This window comes from Bacillus sp. 3255 (assembly GCF_031456485.1).
Classification (GTDB): Bacteria; Bacillota; Bacilli; order Paenibacillales; family NBRC-103111; genus Paenibacillus_E.
Genome location: NZ_JAVDUS010000005.1, coordinates 1 through 19,810 on the forward strand (window position 1 = coordinate 1; position 19,810 = coordinate 19,810).

General features: G+C 53.9%; 19 protein-coding genes and 1 other annotated feature. Of the genes, 17 read left to right on the top strand and 2 right to left on the bottom strand.

All coding sequences use genetic code 11. The features are described from left to right. Window positions 1-522: 522 nt before the first annotated feature. From J2X61_RS08740 to leuS, 14 genes are all read left to right on the top strand, one after another. Window positions 523-1,482 (top strand): AAA family ATPase, encoded by a 960-nt coding sequence (locus tag J2X61_RS08740; RefSeq protein ID WP_274469458.1) that lies wholly within the window; start codon window positions 523-525, stop codon window positions 1,480-1,482. Window positions 1,483-1,486: 4 nt separating this feature from the next. After that, on the top strand, window positions 1,487-2,779 hold the full coding sequence (locus J2X61_RS08745) for a DUF58 domain-containing protein (protein ID WP_310187417.1): 1,293 nt from the start codon (window positions 1,487-1,489) through the stop codon (window positions 2,777-2,779). Next, window positions 2,772-5,000 (top strand): transglutaminase TgpA family protein, encoded by a 2,229-nt coding sequence (locus J2X61_RS08750; protein ID WP_310187420.1) that lies wholly within the window; start codon window positions 2,772-2,774, stop codon window positions 4,998-5,000. Before J2X61_RS08745 ends, J2X61_RS08750 begins: the two co-directional genes overlap by 8 nt. 61 nt (window positions 5,001-5,061) lie before the next feature. After that, window positions 5,062-5,838: an alpha/beta hydrolase gene (locus tag J2X61_RS08755; protein ID WP_274469455.1), complete on the top strand. Its 777-nt coding sequence runs from the start codon at window positions 5,062-5,064 to the stop codon at window positions 5,836-5,838. Between the two features lie 91 nt (window positions 5,839-5,929). Then, the gene (locus tag J2X61_RS08760) at window positions 5,930-6,424 is read left to right on the top strand and encodes a YqeG family HAD IIIA-type phosphatase (protein WP_274469454.1); all 495 of its coding nucleotides are present in this window, start codon (window positions 5,930-5,932) and stop codon (window positions 6,422-6,424) included. Window positions 6,425-6,432: 8 nt separating this feature from the next. Then, a complete protein-coding gene (gene yqeH, locus J2X61_RS08765; RefSeq protein WP_274469453.1) occupies window positions 6,433-7,548 on the top strand; it encodes a ribosome biogenesis GTPase YqeH in 1,116 nt (371 codons plus the stop codon). Window positions 7,549-7,565: 17 nt separating this feature from the next. Beyond that, a complete protein-coding gene (gene aroE / locus J2X61_RS08770) occupies window positions 7,566-8,426 on the top strand; it encodes a shikimate dehydrogenase (RefSeq protein ID WP_310187425.1) in 861 nt (286 codons plus the stop codon). Between the two features lie 20 nt (window positions 8,427-8,446). Continuing rightward, the gene (gene yhbY / locus J2X61_RS08775; RefSeq protein ID WP_310187429.1) at window positions 8,447-8,740 is read left to right on the top strand and encodes a ribosome assembly RNA-binding protein YhbY; all 294 of its coding nucleotides are present in this window, start codon (window positions 8,447-8,449) and stop codon (window positions 8,738-8,740) included. Between the two features lie 12 nt (window positions 8,741-8,752). After that, window positions 8,753-9,340: a nicotinate-nucleotide adenylyltransferase gene (locus J2X61_RS08780; protein ID WP_274469450.1), complete on the top strand. Its 588-nt coding sequence runs from the start codon at window positions 8,753-8,755 to the stop codon at window positions 9,338-9,340. Further along, on the top strand, window positions 9,330-9,896 hold the full coding sequence (gene yqeK / locus J2X61_RS08785; protein ID WP_274469449.1) for a bis(5'-nucleosyl)-tetraphosphatase (symmetrical) YqeK: 567 nt from the start codon (window positions 9,330-9,332) through the stop codon (window positions 9,894-9,896). Before J2X61_RS08780 ends, yqeK begins: the two co-directional genes overlap by 11 nt. A 19-nt stretch (window positions 9,897-9,915) precedes the next feature. Continuing rightward, window positions 9,916-10,263, top strand: coding sequence for a ribosome silencing factor (rsfS, locus tag J2X61_RS08790; RefSeq protein ID WP_274469448.1), 348 nt, complete (start codon window positions 9,916-9,918; stop codon window positions 10,261-10,263). Beyond that, the gene (locus J2X61_RS08795) at window positions 10,260-11,153 is read left to right on the top strand and encodes a CvfB family protein (RefSeq protein ID WP_274469447.1); all 894 of its coding nucleotides are present in this window, start codon (window positions 10,260-10,262) and stop codon (window positions 11,151-11,153) included. Before rsfS ends, J2X61_RS08795 begins: the two co-directional genes overlap by 4 nt. A gap of 1 nt (window position 11,154) precedes the next feature. Then, on the top strand, window positions 11,155-11,913 hold the full coding sequence (locus tag J2X61_RS08800) for a class I SAM-dependent DNA methyltransferase (RefSeq protein ID WP_310187436.1): 759 nt from the start codon (window positions 11,155-11,157) through the stop codon (window positions 11,911-11,913). A gap of 67 nt (window positions 11,914-11,980) precedes the next feature. Continuing rightward, window positions 11,981-12,219 (top strand) — a binding site (T-box leader). Between the two features lie 65 nt (window positions 12,220-12,284). Continuing rightward, window positions 12,285-14,744, top strand: coding sequence for a leucine--tRNA ligase (leuS, locus tag J2X61_RS08805; protein ID WP_274469445.1), 2,460 nt, complete (start codon window positions 12,285-12,287; stop codon window positions 14,742-14,744). Window positions 14,745-14,774: 30 nt separating this feature from the next. Here leuS and comER read toward each other — a convergent pair whose 3' ends face one another. Then, window positions 14,775-15,596, bottom strand: coding sequence for a late competence protein ComER (comER, locus tag J2X61_RS08810; protein WP_310187439.1), 822 nt, complete (start codon window positions 15,594-15,596; stop codon window positions 14,775-14,777). A 166-nt stretch (window positions 15,597-15,762) separates the two neighbouring features. On the opposite strand from comER, the gene J2X61_RS08815 reads away from it, so the two are divergent. The 3 genes from J2X61_RS08815 to J2X61_RS08825 all read left to right on the top strand — a co-directional run bounded on the left by J2X61_RS08815 (window position 15,763) and on the right by J2X61_RS08825 (window position 19,580). Continuing rightward, complete coding sequence (locus J2X61_RS08815; protein ID WP_274469443.1) at window positions 15,763-16,302, top strand: ComEA family DNA-binding protein; 540 nt, start codon at window positions 15,763-15,765, stop codon at window positions 16,300-16,302. A 77-nt stretch (window positions 16,303-16,379) separates the two neighbouring features. After that, window positions 16,380-16,892 carry a deoxycytidylate deaminase gene (locus J2X61_RS08820; RefSeq protein ID WP_274469442.1) on the top strand — a complete coding sequence of 171 codons (513 nt, stop codon included), beginning with the start codon at window positions 16,380-16,382 and terminating at the stop codon, window positions 16,890-16,892. 150 nt (window positions 16,893-17,042) lie between these two features. Then, complete coding sequence (locus J2X61_RS08825) at window positions 17,043-19,580, top strand: DNA internalization-related competence protein ComEC/Rec2 (protein WP_310187441.1); 2,538 nt, start codon at window positions 17,043-17,045, stop codon at window positions 19,578-19,580. Between the two features lie 41 nt (window positions 19,581-19,621). Here J2X61_RS08825 and J2X61_RS08830 read toward each other — a convergent pair whose 3' ends face one another. Further along, window positions 19,622-19,807, bottom strand: a complete 186-nt coding sequence (locus J2X61_RS08830; RefSeq protein ID WP_274469440.1) for a hypothetical protein — start codon at window positions 19,805-19,807, stop codon at window positions 19,622-19,624. Between the last annotated feature and the right edge of the window lie 3 nt (window positions 19,808-19,810).

Genomic DNA, 19,810 nt, shown 5'->3' on the forward strand with positions numbered 1-19,810 from the left:
GTGGCCGGCTAACGGACACAGATGCGCTTATTCGGCCGTTTCGGGCCGAATTGCCGAGCTAACGGACACCAGCGCAGCTATTTGGCGAATTCGAGCGTGATTTCGCTCAAAAACGCCAAATAAGCACGCGTGTGTCCGTTAGCTTTAATCCGCGGCGGCCAGCGCGTCAATAACGGCCGTGGTGTCCGTTAGCACGCCGCGGAGTCTTCCTCAAGGCGAGTAATTCCGCGCAGACATTTCACATGGTTAATTTTAACAAATAAATTTAGAGGAATTACAAGTATACGAGCGAAAAACTTTACTGTAAACTGGATTTATGCACTTTTTTCCGCGAAATTGGGGATTACGCTCATATCGGCGTTTTTTTGCGCGATGGCAGGACCCGCCACCTCGATTTTTTATTCATTCATTCATGCAGCAATCGCTTACGAGAATCAGCCGCAGCCTGCCAGCTCCAACCCATTCATCAGCAGCGGCTTACGGAGTAAGTCTTCTTACGAAAACTCTAAGGAGGATTAGGACATGGAAACTGCCACCCAACATCACGTAGAAGTTTTAGCAAGACTCAAAGCGAACTTGGAATCATGCATTCTTGGCAAAAGCGCCGAAATCGAATTATTGCTGACTGCGATGCTGGCCGGCGGACATGTTTTGCTCGAAGACGTGCCCGGCACCGGCAAAACCGTGCTGATCAAAGCGCTCGCCCGCTCGATCGACGGCCAATTCCGCCGCATTCAGTGCAATCCGGACTTATTACCCTCCGATATTACCGGTGTTTCTATATATCATCCCAAAGAAGAGAAGTTTCTGTTCCGCTCCGGTCCGATCATGACGAACATTTTACTGGTCGACGAAATCAACCGGGCGACGACCAAGACGCAATCCGCTCTGCTGGAAGCTATGGAAGAGCAGCATATTACAGTCGACGGCGACATCCATGAATTGCCTTCGCCTTTCCTCATGCTGGCCACGCAGAACCCGATCGATTTCGAAGGCACTTATATCCTGCCGGAAGCACAGCTGGACCGGTTCATGATCAAGCTGAGCCTGGGCTATCCGAACGAAACCGCCGAGAAGCAGATGATCGCCTCCCAGAGCCAAGCGCATCCGATGGAATCGCTGCATGCGGTCATCGATACCTCCACCGTACTCGACCTGCAGGAGCAGGTTCGCAAGGTGCATATAGACGATGCCGTTTCGGACTATCTCGTCCATATTTCCAGACGTACGCGGGAGCATGCCGCCGTCTTCCTCGGAGCAAGTCCGCGGGCCACGCTGTCTCTCGTACTAGCCTCCAAAGGCTATGCATTCTTGAAAGGCAGAGATTACGTCATCCCGGATGACATCAAATATTTAGCGCCTTACGTATTAGGTCACCGGATGATTCTACACTCCGAGGCGCGCATGGACGGGGCTTCGGTCCAATCCGTACTCGGATCGATCTTCGAACAAGTGCGCGTGCCGGTCCGATTGGAGAAGTGAGCCTATGAACCGACCGGTATTTCGACGATTCGGGGAACGCCCCCGGCTTCCGGCTCCGCTATGGGTTCTGATTTCATGTTTTACGGCCAGCTTGCTTTTCCTGCTGTTTCAAGGCGGGAAGCTGGCCTCCATGCTTTTTATTATTATCGCTCTGTTGTCCATCTATCTCCTCTCGGGGAATTGGAGCGGGATCAAGCGGACCCAAGGCGCCCGCAAGCTGACGAATTTGGCGCAGGATGCATGGGCGGAAGCGGGACAATCGCTGCAGATCGCGATCAACGTGCAGATTCCGGGCTTCTGGCCGATTCCCTACATGATGATTAAGGATCAGCTCATCCGCCAGAGCGGAGAAGCGACGATTTTCGAAGGCTCGCTCATTCCGGATTGGAAGCGAAGAGGCGAGATGGTGTACAGCACGCCGCCGCTGAGACGCGGGTATTACCGGTTCGGAACGACGGAGTGTCTGACAGAGGATATTTTCGGGTTCTTTCAACATAAGGGCCGTATGGAGCTGCAGCAGTCGATAACGGTCTATCCGCAAACGGTGGCGATCCGCGAGTGGGCGCAATTCCACCAGATGCTCAAAGGCATGCAGCATCATTCTACGACGACGAGGGCTCACCGGGAGACTACGCAAATTAATGGCGTCCGTGAATACATCTACGGCGACCGGTTATCCCGGATTCACTGGAACGCGACGGCGAAGACGGGAACGTGGAAGTCCAAAGAGTTCGAGCGGGAATCGCTGCCCAAAACGATTATTCTACTGGACCGGACAGCACGCGCATACGGGGATGCAGCCGAATTCGAATTGGCGGTCTCGATTGCGGCGTCGTTATTCCGGTACGGATCGGGCCGGGAGCTAGCGCTCGGACTGCTGTCCATCGGCAAGGAGTCCACCTATTTCGAGCCGAAGCAAAGCCAGAATCACCATAAGCACATTCTGAAGCATCTGGTTGGCGTGGAAGCAGACGGTTTCCATTCGCTGCACCAGATCTTGAAAGAGCATTCCCGGGAGTTGCCGGCCGGCTGCTTCTTTGTCCTGATTTCTCCGCAGAAAGGCTCCGCTATGATGCAGGTGCTTACTCAATTGGAGCATCTCCAGATGAATCCGTGCCATATATGGGTTCATGCGGATGCGGCACCGTCACAAGCTTTCAAGATGCAGGGCACGGAGCAGGAGCAGGCGAAGGACGACTGGGTGAAGGCTATTCGCTCGCAAGGCTACATGGGGTATGAGGTCAGCCAATTAACGGACTTGCCTAACCTGTTGGGAGGGGCGAAACGTTATGCTTAACACACTGTGGAGAAGAATCGTGCTGACCGACTGGGAGCAGCGGCTTTGCGCCATCTTGACCGGGATTTATCTCTATCAATTCGTTATTTGGATTACCAAAGAAGACGGTATGTGGCTGCCGGAAACGGTCGCCTACGTCACCGGAACGCTGGGCATCGTGGCGGCGACTTACATGCTGCCTCATATTCGCAGCGTGTGGCGTTCCTTCATTCAGTTCATTCTGATCGTCGGGATCCATGCCGTGGGCATGGGGTACCACTTCGTCACACTGCATGTAACCTCATGGAAAACGGCGCTGCGATGGATCGCTCTCAATGCCGGACAGCTCGAGCCGTATATTTGGTTCAGTCTAACGGCATGGGTCATCTACTTGTTCGCCATGTGGTCGGTCAAATCCAGGCTGCGTATTTTTGTCCTGATTACCGTCAGCATTCTGTTTTTTTCCATCCGCGACTCCTTCAGCGCGATATTTCTATGGCCGCAAGTCGCCATGGTCATCTTCTGCGGATTCTCTCTGCTGATCGTTCGGCATTTCGCCAAATTGAAAAAGCGGGCTCCCGTCATCTGGGAAACGATCACCGATTACCCGTCTTCGCTGCTTCTGCCTGTAGCGCTTATTGTCAGTGTCATCGGGATTGTCGGCTTCCTGGCGCCGACCGTAGACCCTGTGCTGACGGATCCTTACACGGCATGGAAGGTAAGCCGGGGGGAGCCTGTTCCCCTTCTAGGCAAAGGCGTCAGCGTTACGGCGTCAGCCGCCGACTCCTCCTCCGGATACAGCCGGGATGACAGTACGCTCGGCGGGGGATTCCAATTCGACTATACCCCTGTCATGACGGTCGAAACGAGCAAACGAACGTATTTCCGCGGCGAAACGCGGGCGCAATACAACGGGAAAGGCTGGGAACCCAGCGCTAACGAGAGAAGAATGCCGCTCAATCGGGTGAACCTGAATGTGCTGCCGCTTGACCCGAGATTCGATACCTCGCAGCTCGAGACGAAAGAAGTCACACAAACGATCGTGATGGAAAGGGATGAAACGTTCCCGGTTCTGTTCGGCGGTTACGCCATCCAGCGGCTCGTGGAAGTGAATCAGGGTGAGAATCAGTTCCAGCGCATTCTGTGGTCGCCTCGTCAATCCGAGCTTCGCTACTCGGGTCGGACGAACTACCCGAAGGAGTACGCTATTGTTACGCAGGAGCCGATTCTGGACGTTGCCAAGTTGCGCGAAGTGAATGTCGACTATGCGAATAAACCGGAATGGGCCGAATATTTGCAAGTGCCTGCGGATTTGCCGGCGCGCGTCAAGCAGCTGGCCGCCGACATTACGAAGTCTGCGACCAACGCGTACGATAAGGCGAAGCTGATCGAGACCTATTTGTCCGAAACCTACCCTTATACGAACACCCCGGACGAGTCCAAAGGGAAAAGCAAGGACTTCGTGGACCGTTTCCTGTTCGAAGTGAAACAGGGCTATTGCGATTACTACTCCACGTCAATGGCTGTTCTTAGCCGTTCCATCGGACTGCCGACCCGGTGGGTCAAAGGCTATTCCTCCGGCGCTTCGCCGGTTTCGGAGGAAGTCAGGGATTTCGGCATTCTGAGCCAGTTGGGCGCAGATATCGATGAGGATGCCGCCGGTACGTACACCGTCCGCAACTCCGATGCGCATTCCTGGGTGGAAGTCTATTTCGAAGGCTTCGGCTGGATTCCATTCGAGCCTACGTCCGGATTCTCCCTTCCGAACGTGTTTCCGGAGGTTACGCCTCCTCCTTCAGAGCTGTCGACAGAGAGCGATCCGGTTACATTGCCGGAAGAAGCGGAAGCGGCTCCTAGCTTTACCTGGTTATGGATAACGTTTAGTGCTGCAGCCGGAGCGGCAGCGATCGCCGCCGGTGCATGGCTGTTCTTCAAAGGCGCGTACTGGCAAGCCTTCAGAGCCCGCCGGAAGCTCAAAGCCGTTAACTTCAATCAGAAAATTATCGTGGAGTTCGAGAGGCTGCTGCGCATGAGCCGCCGCAAGGGCTACACGAGACTTGAACATGAAACGATGCGCGAAGCCACCGCCAGATGGGCTAATCAGAGCAAATGGATGAAGCACGAGCTGGAGACGGTGCTCGAGCTGTTCGAGCGGGCCAAATACAGTCAAGCGGCATCCACGGAAGCCGATTATCAAGCGGTTAGCCAATCGATTATCAAATTAAAAGAACAAATGAAATAGGCATTTGAGAACCACTCCCCCTCCCGGGGGGTGGTTTTGCCTATGAGAGGAGCTTATTCGTATGGCATTTATCGATTGTCATTTTTATTCCGATACACTGGGCGTTTCCGCATCCATGTACGTTCTGCTGCCCCAAGCCGCTCATTCCCAAATCGGAATGTCTTCGGCCAGCTTCGGCAAGAAGCATCCGACCCTCTATTTACTCCATGGCCTGTCGGACGATCATACGATCTGGATGCGCCGCACGTCCATCGAGCGGTATGCCGCCAAATTAGGCATCGCCGTCGTCATGCCGGCCGTCAACCGCAGCTTTTACACCGATATGGCGGCTGGACCGAAATATTGGACCTTCGTTAGCGAAGAGCTGCCGGCGCTGGCCAGGTCTTTCTTCCCTTTGGCAGAAGAGAGGGAATTGAACTACGTGGCAGGATTGTCGATGGGCGGTTATGGCGCGATGAAACTGGCGCTTACGCACCCGGACAGATTCGCGGCTGCGGCAAGCTTGTCGGGTGCGCTCGATATTTCGCACCGCGCGCTCAACTTTCCGGGCGATTTCCAATTGATATACGGCGATGTCAACCAAATCAAGGGCAGCGCCAACGATTTATTTCACTTGGCGCAGAAGCTCGCATCAAGTCCTCATGCCAAACCCGATCTATATCAATGCTGCGGCACGGAGGATTTCTTATATGAAGATAATCTCCGGTTCCGCGATTACTGCCGGGAAATCGGACTGGACTTAACTTATGAGGAAGGGCCCGGCGAGCATGAATGGGGATATTGGGACCGCCAAATTCAAAACGTCCTGAATTGGCTGCCGCTTCCAACCCGCGGATAGTGGGAAAATATGTTCTTTTCTTTTTGCAACAATCGGGTCACTATGGTATAGTTTCTCGTATATGTCGAGGAAGCAGTTGGAGGGAAATGGTTTGCTGAATAAGCTTGTACCCAGACAGTCCGTACATACGATCTATGATATTGACGCCAATCATTTATGGGATTTTGGCGTGCGCGGTATCATTACCGATCTCGATAATACGCTTGTCGGCGCGCGCGATCCGCATGCGACCCCGGAGCTGATAGAGTGGTTGAACCGATTGCAGAAGATGGGCTTCAAAGTCGTGATCGTGTCCAATAACAATCACGGACGCGTTTCCGCTTTTGCAGAGCCGTTAGGCATTCCATTTATTCACCGCGCCAAGAAACCGTCGAACGTTTCTTTTCACAAAGCTATGAAGCTGCTTGGTACGAGCGTAAGACAAACAGCGGTCATAGGCGATCAAATGTTAACCGATGTGCTTGGCGGCAATCGAATGGGGCTTTACACGATTCTGGTACAGCCGATTTCCATCAATGACGAAGGGTTTTTCACACGAATCAACCGTCGGATTGAGAAATGGGCGACAGCCAGAATGAAGAATTAGGAGGTTTCATGAGTACAGAAATCGTTAATCATTGTGCGGGATGCGGCGTACTGCTGCAAACGGAAGACAAAAGCAAGCTGGGTTTTATCCCGGAAGCGGCGCTGCAGAAGGAACCGGTCATCTGCCAGCGGTGCTACAGGATCAAACACTATAATGAATCTTCGAGCATCACCTTGCAGCAGGACGACTTCCTGAAGCTGCTCGGCCATGTCGGCCAAACCAAAGCGCTCGTCGTGAAGATTGTGGACATTTTCGACTTCGAAGGCAGCATGATTTCCAGCCTTGCCCGGTTCGTCGGGACGAATCCGGTGCTGCTCGTCGTCAACAAAATCGACCTGTTGCCGAAGGTGACGAACGCCAACAAAATCATCAATTGGGTGCAGCGCCGAGCCAAAGAAGCGAATCTCAAAGTCGTCGATATCGTGCTGTGCAGCGCGAAGAAGAATATCGGCTTTGATCGCGTCATTACGGCCGTACAGGAATACCGCGGCAATATGGACGTATATGTCGTCGGTGCTACGAACGTCGGGAAATCGACCCTTATTAATCGTTTGATCAGCGATTACAGCGATCTTGACGCTGAGCTGACGACGTCCCAGTACCCGGGCACGACGCTGGATTTGGTCAAAATCCCGCTCGATGATGGCCGGTTTATCGTCGATACGCCGGGGATCGTTCACCAACACCGGTTAACCGAGGTTGTGAAGAAACGCGATCTTTCCCGCATCATGCCGGACAAGCCGCTCAAACCGATCGTCTTTCAATTAAACGAGGCGCAGACGCTGTTTTTTGGCGCTTTAGCCCGGTTTGATTTTATGAAAGGCGAGCACCAGTCGTTCACCTGCTACATCTCCAATGCAATTCAAATTCACCGTACGAAATTGGAGCGGGCGGACGCCTTATATGAAGAACACAAGGGCGTGATGCTGGCACCGCCGAATGAGGACGATCTGGCAGAGCTGCCGCCGCTTGTGAAGCATGTGCTGAACATTCCGAAGGGGAAACAGATGGATGTGCTCATCTCCGGTCTAGGCTGGATCAAGGTGAATTCCGTGGCCGGCGCTCAACTTGCCGTTCACGCACCGAAGGGGATTAAGGTTATCACACGCGAGTCATTGATATAGGGGGACCAGAGGAAACCATGGAGAAGAGCCGGGCGATTGACAGTCATACGATTCTATATGGGGTATTCGGGGATCCGATACGGCACTCCCGTTCACCGATCATGCTGAATCGCGCTTTTCAGGAAGCCGATTTGAATTCGGTTTACGCAGCTTTTCATGTTCGTCCCGAAGAGCTTGGCGACGCCGTTCGCGGGATTCGGGCTCTAGGCTACCGGGGGATCAACGTAACAATCCCCCACAAAGTGGAAGTGATGCAGTACCTGGACGAGATCGACGAAGGCGCCCGCATCGTAGGCGCTGTGAACACGATTGTGAACGATGCCGGCAAGCTGACCGGATACAATACCGACGGCATCGGGTACGTGCGCTCGCTCAAAGAGGAAACAGGTATCGAATTGAAGGGCAAGAATGTGCTTGTCCTAGGTGCCGGAGGAGCGGCGAGAGGCGTTGCCTATGCGCTGGCCAAAGAAGGCGCAGGCTGCATTTACATCGCGAACCGGACCAAAGAACGGGCGCTTGAGCTGGCCGAGACGATCGGCACTTATACCAAGACGGTCGGACTCGGGCTGGATGAGGTGGCGGACGTCGTGGATCACGTTCAGTTCGTGCTGAATACGACCTCCGCAGGTATGCACCCTCATACCGAGGAGCTGCCGATGCCGGTCGAGCTGCTTCGAAAGCATCATCTCGTAAGCGATCTGATCTATAACCCGCGCATTACGCGTTTTCTCCGTGAAGCGGAGGCCGTCGGCGCCCGCATTCATGGCGGACTCGGCATGTTTATTTATCAAGGGGCATATGCCTTCGAATACTGGACTGGCACACCTGCGCCCGTTGAGGCGATGAGACAGGTGGTAGAGCAGTCGTTAGCTGAATAAGAATGAATAGAGGGACATCGATGTTAACAGGCAAACAGAAACGTTATTTGCGCTCATTGGCGCATCATGTAGATCCGATTTTTCAAGTTGGCAAAGGCGGCGTGAACGAACATTTGATTCGTCACATTCAAGAAGCGTTGGAGGTTCGGGAGCTGATCAAGATTACAGTTCTGAATAACAGCGGGGAAGACCGCGCTGAGGTTGGAGCGGAGCTGTCCGAGAAATCCGGCGCGGAGCTGGTACAGGTCATCGGCAAAATCGTCGTGCTGTACAAAGAATCGCGTGACAAGAAGAAGATCGAACTGCCGTGCTAAAGAGGTGGAAGCATGCTTGTCGGAATAATGGGAGGCACCTTCGATCCGATCCATACCGGTCATTTGATCGCGGCGGAGCGGGCGAGGGTGGAAGCGGGACTGGACGAAGTATGGCTCATGCCGGCTAACGTGCCGCCGCATAAGGCGAATGCGCCGAAAGCGACGACCCTGCAGCGCTGGGAGATGGTCTGTCTCGCAGCGGAGGGGAATCCTTTTTTTCGTCCGATTGATATCGAAATCAACAAAGGCGGCGTATCTTATAGTATCGATACGATTGAGTTGCTGCGCAATGAGCATCCCGATAAGGAGTTTGCTTATATCATAGGTGCAGATATGGTCCAATATTTGCCGCAGTGGCATCGCATCGATGACATCGTGCGGCATATTCGTTTTATCGGTTTAGCCAGACCGGGCTACGAGCTGGATATGACGTATATGCCGGCAAACATCCGGAATCGCGTAACGATTGTTCCCATGACGATTGTGGAAATTTCGTCAACGGCGATCCGCGAGGAACGGTCGCGGCGGCGTTCGGTTCGCTATCTGGTGCCGGAGGCCGTGAACGGTTACATGGAGGTGAACCGGCTGTATGAAGCGTGAAGAGCTTATTGCGGCGGTGAAAGAGCAGATGCCTGAGCGGCGCTGGCTGCATACGCTGGGTGTCATGGAAACGAGCGTCATTCTCGCCAAACGGTTCGGAGGAGATCCTGTCAAAGCCGATCTTGCCGCAATTCTGCATGACTATTGCAAGTATTGGCCCGTTCAGGAGCAAGCTAAGATTATCCGCGATAACGGGCTGCCCCCAGATCTGCTGGACTATGACAAGGAACTATGGCACTCGCACGCCGGAGCGTTCATCGCGAAGACGCAATTCGGAATTGCGGATGAAGAGATTTTGGATGCGATCCGGTACCATACGTCGGGCCGCGAGCAGATGACTTTGCTGGACAAAATCGTATGTCTGGCGGATTATATGGAACCCAGCCGGGAATTTCCCGGTGTAGAGTCCATTCGTCAAGCGGCCGAAAGCTCTTTGGAGAAAGCGCTGGTGATCGGCTTCGATTCGACGATCCGATTCCTGATCGAAAAAGGAAAACGCATTTACCCGCTGACGATCTTGACGCGGAATGATTTGCTTCAACAATTAAATGAATAATTTAGCGGAGGTTGATTGAATGATTAAAAACCCAGAGGAAATTTTGGCATTTGTAGTGGATGCGGCGGAGGACAAAAAAGCGCACGATCTTGTTACGCTCAATCTGCAAGGGGTATCGCTAATCGCTGACTATTTCGTCATTTGCCATGGAAATTCGGAAACCCAAGTACAAGCGATTGCCGGAGAAGCCCGAAAGAAAGCGCATGAGCTCGGCGTGCCGATCCGCGGCTATGAAGGTGTAGATACGGCAAGATGGGTTCTGCTCGATCTGGGAGATGTGGTTCTGCACGTATTCCACCGCGATGACCGCGAATATTATAACATCGAAAGACTTTGGTCCGATGCCAAAGTTGTGGAGCGCGTATGAGACTGGAAGCAGGATCCCTCGTGACCCTTGAGGTGGCGAGGGAAGTTCCGCCGAACGGCTATTACCTGAGCGACGGCTATCAGGACGTGCTGCTGCCGTATGCGGAAATTGCAGGCAAAATTAAAGACGGCGACCAAGTGGAAGCATTCCTGTTCCACGATACGCAGGACCGGTTAATGGCGACGATGAAACGCCCGCACCTGTTGATGGGCGAGGTCGGTTTGCTGGAAGTCGTCGATATTCATCCGAGATTCGGATACTTTCTCGAGATGGGCCTCGGACGCCATCTGCTGCTTCCATACCGCAACGTACCTGAGCTTGAAGAGCTGCGCCCCCAAGTGGGGGACAAGGTGTTTGCGACATTGGCGCATGACAGGCAGGGGCGCTTAATCGCGAAGCTCGCGCTGGAAGAGGATTTGGCTCCGCTATGCGTGCGGGCTCCGTCGAGCTGGAGCAACCGCTGGGTGAAAGCGCGCGTGTACAGGCCGCTCCAAATGGGAACCTTCGTCGTATGCGAGGCGGGAGTTCTTGGCTTCGGCGTGATCGGACTCATTGCTCCGATGGAGCGGACAAGGCTGCTGCGGATGGGCGAGCTGGTCGATGTGCGCGTCGCTTATGTCCGCGAAGAGGATGGCCGCGTCAATCTGTCGATGCGGCAGCCGAAGGAAAAGGGGCGGGACGAGGACGCCGAACGAATTCTCAGCGTACTTCAGGAAAGAGCCGGCAATGCCATGCCTTTTTCGGACAAGACCTCAGCGGACATTATCAAAGAGAAGTTCGGTCTCAGCAAGTCGGCGTTCAAGCGGGCTCTGGGCAAGCTGATGAAGGACGGGCTCATTTATCAGGAGGACGATTGGACCTATCTGAAAAAAGAGGAGAACCCCGGTTAAAATGAGCTACGAACAATTTGCATATACGTATGACCGGTTAATGGATACGATGCCATACAAGGACTGGCTTCGATTCGTGCTGGAGAGCTTTGAGCGGTTCGGCGTGAAGCCTGTTTCGATCGTCGATCTTGGCTGCGGTACGGGGAACTTGACAATCCCACTGGCAGCGGAGGGCTACCAGATGACGGGGATCGATTTGTCCGAGGACATGCTCGCAGTTGCTGAGCAGAAAGCCGGGGAGAGCGCCCAGCCTCGCGGCGGAGCGATTCGCTGGCTGCAGCAGGATTTGCGGGAATGGGAGCTCGGCGAGCCTGTCGACGCGGCGATTTCCTTTTGCGACAGCCTGAACTATCTGCTGGAGGAAGAGGATATTGCGGATGCGTTCCGGCAGACGTACGCCGGCTTGAAACCGGGCGGCTTGTTCCTTTTTGACGTACATACGCCGCAACAACTGTTCACTTACGCGGAGACCCAGCCGTTCTATTTGAACGAAGATGACGTCGCCTACATCTGGACAAGCGAGCTTGACGAGGAGCGCGTACAAATCCAGCATGAGCTGACCATCTTTGTGAAGGAGAGCGGGAACAGGGCTTTGTTCAGGCGCATCGACGAATCGCATGAGCAGCGCGCATATGACTTGGATTGGCTGGAGCAAATGCTGCGAGCAGCGGGCTTTCGTGAAGTCCGGATAGCTGCGGATTTTACGTGGGAGCAGCCGACCGAGCTTACGGAGCGGGCTTTCTTTATAGCGAAGAAATAAGGCGGAAGCCGGGTGCCGCTTGACAGTACGGCATTATTTTACATATAATCAAAGCTAATTAGATGATTTCAAAGCTTGGAAGAGGACTAGTAACATGTACAGCATCTTACAGAGAGCCGGTGTAAGAGTGGAAGCCGGCAGGTGCAGCTTGTGAACTCGCCTTGGAGCTAGAAGGTGAACCGCTATGAAGGTTGATGGCGCTAGCCGGATCGTTTCACCCGCGTTAAGGGGCAGAGTGAACACGGGCAAAGTATGCCTGGTGTTAACTAGGGTGGTACCACGGGAATCTAACCTCTCGTCCCTAGCGATATCCGCTAGCGATGAGAGGTTTTTTGGCGCTTGTAGCGCCGTACACAGGGAGGAAGTTGAACATGACACAGGAAACCAAAGAAGCAAGGGAAGTACAAGGCTACAATCCGCAAGCGATTGAGCCGAAATGGCAAGCCTATTGGGATGCGAACAAAACATTTAAGGTGCTGGATAATTCGGAGCTGCCGAAATTTTATGCCCTCGATATGTTTCCATATCCGTCTGGAGCCGGCCTGCACGTCGGACATCCGGAGGGCTACACGGCTACAGATATCGTCTCCCGTTTCAAACGGATGAGAGGCTATAACGTGCTTCACCCGATGGGGTGGGACGCCTTCGGTCTTCCGGCCGAGCAATACGCGCTGGACACAGGCAATGACCCGCGCGATTTCACGAAGAAGAATATCGATACGTTCCGCCGCCAAATCAAATCGCTGGGCTTCTCCTATGATTGGGACCGCGAGATTTCCACAACGGATCCGGAGTACTACAAATGGACGCAGTGGATCTTCATCCAGCTGTACAACAAAGGGCTCGCTTATGTCGACGAAGTGCCGGTCAACTGGTGCCCGGCGCTGGGTACCGTGCTTGCCAATGAAGAAGTGATCGACGGCTTGAGCGAGCGCGGAGGTCATCCGGTTATCCGCAAACCGATGCGTCAATGGATTTTGAAAATTACCGAGTACGCCGAGCGGCTGCTGGAAGATCTGGAAGAGCTTGACTGGTCGGAGAGCATCAAGGATATGCAGCGCAATTGGATCGGCAAATCCACGGGGGCGGAAGTACAATTCGCGATCGAAGGACATGCGGAGCGGAGTCTGACCGTGTTCACGACGCGCCCGGACACTTTATTCGGAGCGACTTACTGCGTGCTTGCGCCTGAGCATGAGCTTGTCGCGCAAATTACGACAGGTGACCAGGAAGCTGCAGTGAAGGAGTACCAGGAGAAAGCATCCCGCAAGAGCGATCTGGAGCGTACGGATCTGGCGAAGGACAAAACCGGCGTATTCACGGGCGCTTATGCGATTAACCCGGTGAACGGCGGCAAAGTGCCGATCTGGATCGCCGACTACGTGCTTGGCGGTTATGGAACCGGAGCGATTATGGCGGTTCCGGGACACGACCAGCGTGACTGGGAGTTCGCGAAGCAGTTCGATCTGCCGATTATCGAAGTCGTTAAGGGTGGAGATGTGGAGAAGGAAGCGTATGCCGGCGACGGCCCTCACGTGAATTCCGGACCGATTGACGGCCTGAACAACGAGCAGGCGATCAAGCAGATGATCGCATGGTTGGAAGAGAACGGAAAAGGCCGCGGCAAAGTGACGTACCGCTTGAGAGATTGGCTGTTCAGCCGTCAAAGATATTGGGGCGAACCGATTCCGATTCTTCATCTGGAAGACGGTACGATGAAGCCTGTCCCTGTCGACCAGCTTCCGCTTCTGCTGCCGCAGGTCGATGAGATCAAGCCGTCAGGCACCGGGGAATCGCCGCTGGCGAACGTTGCCGAATGGGTGAATACCATCGATCCGGAAACCGGCATGAAAGCCCGCCGCGAGACGAATACGATGCCGCAATGGGCAGGCAGCTGCTGGTATTACCTGCGCTTCATCGATCCGCGCAACGACCAGGAGTTCTGCTCGCCGGAGCTGCAGAAGAAATGGCTGCCTGTCGATCTGTATATCGGCGGCGCGGAGCATGCGGTTCTTCACCTGCTGTATGCGCGTTTCTGGCATAAGGTGCTGTATGATCTCGGTTTCGTCCACACCAAGGAACCGTTCCATAAGCTTGTGAACCAAGGGATGATTCTCGGGGAGAACATGGAGAAAATGAGTAAATCCCGCGGTAACGTCGTCAACCCGGATGATATTGTGAACGATCAGGGGGCCGATACGCTGCGCATGTACGAAATGTTCATGGGACCTCTGGAGGCGACAAAACCGTGGAACACGACCGGCGTAGACGGCATTTACCGTTACTTGAACCGTGTTTGGCGATTGTTCGTAGACGAGAACGGCAAGCTGCAGTCCAAAATCAGCGCTGACGAAACGCTTGGCAGCGATACGTTCAAACGCACGTGGCATCGTTCCATCAAAAAGATTACCGAGGATTTCGAGGCGCTTCGCTTCAATACGGCGATCAGCCAAATGATGATTTTCGTCAATGAGGCGTACAAAACCGACCGCTTGCCGCTGGAAGCGATGAAAAACTTCGTTCAAATGCTTTCGCCGCTTGCCCCGCACTTGGCGGAGGAGCTTTGGGAGAAGCTGGGCGGCACGACATCCATCACTTACGAGCCATGGCCGGCTTATGATGAAGCATGGACGGTCGATAATGAGATCGAGATCGTTGTGCAAGTGAACGGTAAGATCGTGGAGCGTACGATGATCTCCAAAGATACAGACGAAGCGGCGATGGAACAAATTGCCTTCGGTCTGGACAAAGTCAAAGAAGCGACCGCCGGAAAGGCCGTTCGCAAATTGATTGTTGTCAAAGGAAAGCTTGTTAATATCGTTGTCGGTTAGTTAGAGAAGAAGCTATTGAGAAGACTGCTGCTATATCGTTAATTGCTGCTCAGTCTTCTCAAGGTCTTCTTGATATTTGGCGTGGGTAGCACGGATGACTCGTGTGAACACATTAGAGAGCTCTTCGTCCAGAATACGCAAGCCCTCGGAAGTAATACCTCCGGGAACGGAAACGCGTTTCTGTAAAGTGAGCGGGTTAAAGCCCCCGGTCGTCAAAAGTTTGCCTGTTCCAAGCGTCATCTCGCTGGCAAGCATCGTGGCATCCTCAGCGGAAATCCCCGTAACTTCAACAGCAGCGTCCACAAATGATTGAATGAAATGCGCGAGGAAGGCAGGTCCGCAGCTGGACAGGTCGGAAGAAATACGTGTGTAATTTTCCGATACCCGAATCGGCGAGGAAATGTGCGCGAACAGATTTTCCAACCATTCTTTATCCTCAGGCTGCATCCGGTTGCCATGAATGATCAATGTGGCGCCGCTTAATACATAGTTCGTAATACTTGGAATGATTTTACTGATTTTGGCCGGCAAAAGGTTTTCCAATTGTTTGATCAATACTGGACTTGTGATGGATATGATGTATTGAGAGGGAAGCACGTCCTTTTTAATTTCATCGATAACCTTTTTGAACTCCGACGGCTTCACACACAGGAATATAATGTCACTCCCTATGACAACTTCTCTATTCGATTGGGCAACTCGAAGCCCAGGATACGTCTCCGCAAGAAGCTCAGCTTTACGAATCGTGCGATTTCCCGCAATAATTTGCTCCGGATTGAAAGCCCCAGAATGAATGAATGCTTCAATCAGTATACTTCCCATACTCCCAGTACCGATGAACCCTGCTTTCATCTAGTAATCCCTCCCGAAAAAATCAATCACTTTCGTTCATATTTTTAGCACGGGGTCAGTTTTGGACGCCATTCGGATGCTTTTTCATGTATATGTGCCTTTCTCGGGCATTATGTCTAGAGAGTTATTTCACCTTGCATTATTAAATTTCATATAGGAGGTTAACGTGACTTTTCTTCGTTATCGTAAATGGATCGTGATGGCGGCAGGCTTTTTTTTTGTTGGTTTTGTTGTTTGGCCTTATGTGCAGGGAAGCAGGTCATCGCTAAAGACGGAATTCGCGCCTATCAATGAGCAAATCTTAGAGGTTATTGCTCAAAGATCCGATGACACCATGCGTCCGGATGTACCGGAAGCGCCGGATGAAAAGGGAGAGTCAACGCCGAAGGAGACGCAAACTTCAGTCCGGAAGTCAACGGAATGGGAGAGCCGGGAAGCCAAGCCCAACATGGAAGCATCCCCATCCGGCGATTTGGAGGAAAGTCCGGCTGAGACGACGGGGAACGGCCTCTTAGATTTGAATGCGGCTACGCTCCAGCAATTGAATGAGCTGCCGGGGATCGGAGACAGCAAAGCGAGAGCGATAATGGACTATCGGGTGAAAAAAGGCAAGTTCACCCGGATCGAAGAGCTGATCGAGGTGAAAGGGATCGGAGAGAAGCTGCTGGAGAAGCTGAAAGAACATGTTTTCGTCCCTTCCACCTAGTCGTTTCTTTTATTTTGGCAAGAAGTATGAGAGAATACTAGAAATGAAAAAAGGAATAGAATGGAGGTATCGGTGCCATGAGCAACCGGAAAGACTGGGATACTTATTTCCTGGACATAGCCTATATGGCATCCACACGCTCCAGATGCAACCGGCGTCATGTAGGGGCGGTGCTGGTGCAGGGCAAGAAGCTGCTCGGCACGGCCTATAACGGTGCGCCTATGGGAGTGCCCGATTGTACGGAAGCAGGCTGCATGCTTGTCGAAGAGATTGAGCTGAAAGTGGTAGCGGATGTCGAAGAAGTCGTGCGGAAGCAGCGCTGCATACGTACGATCCATGCCGAGCAGAATTTGCTGCTGTTTACGGACAGAGAAGACCGCGAGGGTTCGACCGTCTATGTGACGGATCAGCCTTGCTGGACCTGTGCCAACATGCTGGCGAACAGCGGTGTGACGGAGATCGTGTTCCACCGGGGATATCCGAAGGACCATGAGAAGGTGAGCCAGCTGATGGCTGCCAGAGGTATCGTTTTTCGCCGAATGGACGGTTATGAACCTCCGCCCGGCACCGTATCCGATGTAGTGAATTAGAGCGATAAGCTAAGCCTAAGAGGAAGAACCTCTTTCCGGCAACAGCCCTATGATGACCAGGGCTTTGCAGGAAAGAGGTTTTTTGGTGTTGGCTGGATTGATATGGAAATTGGTGGATCACGACGTCGCGATGAAAGGAGATCTGTTAAGATGAAACGCCCAGTTGTTCTAGGAGGCTGTCTGTGGATAACCGGTTATGTGCTGGCGCTGTATACGGAGCTGCCTCTCGGCTTGTCTACGAGCGCGCTGCTGCTTGCCGCGCTCGCCGCCGTGCACCTGCTTCGGCTGCCCGGCAGACAGCTGCTGAGCACCCTCGTGCTGGTCGGAGCCGCCTGCGGCTACTTCGAATGGACCGACCAGCGCAACGTCTCTGCCCTGCCGCCTACGCAGCGGCAGGGCACCGCCGACGGCCGCGAAGCGCAGGTCCTCGGCCGCATCGCCACCCCTGTCACCGTCGACGGCGACAGGGCCAGCTTTGCCGTGGAAGCGGACAGCATCCGCTTCCCGGACGAACGCGCTTTCCCGCTCGGCGGGGAACGCGTGCAGGTTTCGCTGCGGCTGCTAGCACAGGCGCAGCAGGGGGTGGCGTCCGGCTGGCGCCGCGGGGACGCCATTACGCTTGCGGGGACGCTGCGGAGCCCGTCCCCGGCGCGCAACTTCGGCGGCTTCGACTACCGCCGGTATTTGCGCCTTCACCACACCCATTGGCTGCTCGCAGCCAATGGGGTGGATCAGGCGCAAGTGCAGCCTGCGGCTGCGCGCTTCGGCGTCGTTCAGCTGCTGCGCTGGAACGACGAGCTGCGCGGCTATCTCAGCAGGCGCATGGACCTTATCTTCCCCGCGCCGCAGGCGGGGTATATGAAGAGCATGCTGATCGGGCTGACGGACGATCTCGATCCTGCACGCTTCCAGCAATTCTCCGAGCTGGGACTGACTCATTTATTAGCCATATCGGGGCTGAATGTAGCCGTCTTTATAGGCGTTTGCATGTGGGGGCTGCGGCGGTTCAAGCTGACGAAGGAAACGTCCATGCTGGTCTGTTTGTGGCTGCTGCCCTTTTATATCGGACTGACAGGAGCTTCCCCGTCCATTGTACGGGCAGGGGGGATGGCGATGATCGCTCTGTATGCCGCCAAGAAAGGCTGGACCAAGGATGTGCTGCATACGATAGCCATTGTCGGCTGGATCATGCTGCTCTGGAATCCCTACTATGTGCTGGATGTTAGCTTTCAGCTATCTTTCCTGGTTACGCTCGGTTTAATTGTTGGCGTTCCGCGTGCGAATGCGCTGATCGAACGCCTCATCTCCTCCAATATGTTAAGGAATATGATATCGATCACATTCGTCTCCCAACTCGTTTCGTTTCCTGTCACCATCTACTATTTCAATCAGTTCTCCTTGCTTTCTTGGCTAGCCAATATGCTTCTTGTTCCTGTGATCTCCCTTGTGGTGTTTCCGGCCGGACTCGCGGCAGTCGCTGCAGGGTTAATCTGGTTGCCGGCCGGCAAGCTTATCGGCGCTCTCCTTGCAGGCTTGAACGATGCGGTCTTCCGGTTGACGGACGGGCTGCAGCAGTTTGCCATGTTCAAACAGATTTGGCCGTCGCCGAGCCTGGCTTGGCTGGCGGTCTATTACATGTTGGTCGTCGGCCTGTTCGTCATCTGTCATCTTTACCTGCAACAACATACCGATGAACCGCCGATTATATTGGATCACAGGCTGGCGCTTAAAAAAACGCACCTGCAAGCCGGACTTGGCTGTGCTGCAGCCGTCTTCATCGTGCATCTGTGGATCGGCTATTCGCCGGAACGGTTCGAACGAAGCGGACTGGTTCAATTCATTGATGTCGGGCAAGGGGATGCCATCCTAATACGGACCCCCTACGGAAAGCAGCTGCTTATTGACGGAGGAGGAACGCTTCGATTTCGCCAAGCGAGCGAAGGTTGGAAAGACAGGCAGGATCCTTACGAGGTAGGCAGGAAGCTGCTCGTGCCGCTGCTGAAGAAACGCGGGATCCACAAGCTGGATTTGCTCGTTCTCTCACACGCGGATGGCGATCATAGCGGCGGGCTGCAGGCGGTAGCCGAACAAATCCCCCTACGGCAGTTTCTGTTCAACGGGACGTATACCCCAAGAAATGGAATGGATAAGCTGTTTCGCACGCTGGACGGCAAGGGTGTTCCCCTGCTTGCCGCGCGGCAAAGCGATTGGATTGAGCTGGACAAGTCAACCAGGCTGCGCGTGCTGTATCCGTTTCGGGACACTGCCGATATCGCGGAGATGGTCAAAGAGCAGAACGAATACTCAGTTGTGATCTATCTGGAAATGCTGGGCAGCCGGATGCTTTTCACCGGAGATATCGGCAAGGCGACGGAGCAGGCAATAATCGACCGTTTGAACGAGGAACCCATAGCGGACGGGGAGCAACCGCGAATTGATGTCCTGAAGGTAGCCCACCATGGCAGCAAGCATTCATCGTCACAAGAGTGGCTGGATTACTGGAAGCCTGTAACTGCCGTCATCTCGGCAGGTGTTGGGAACGTTTATGGTCACCCGGCACCTGAGGTCATCGAGCGGTTAAGGCTGAGCGGCGCACATGTGCTGGGAACGGCCGATAGGGGGGAGATTCAGCTGGAAGTGCGCGAAGAGGGCATTTTCACGCGTCAACAACTGGCAGCTTCCCCATAATCGGGAGACCGTCATCGCAAAGTCTGCGCAGCCTGAGTCCTTCACGGTTGGTTCTGCGGAGACTTGTTGTGTTCCTGCTCGGTCTCGTTTTGCTGTTTCCACGGCGGATCTCCATTTTTGTGCAGAAGCCGATTGATCAGGTAAGTGCCCAAAGGCACGATGAAAGAAAGAATGGTGCACAGTATGACAAGCCCCGGCGGCAAGTAGCCTTGGAACGATGACCACATATC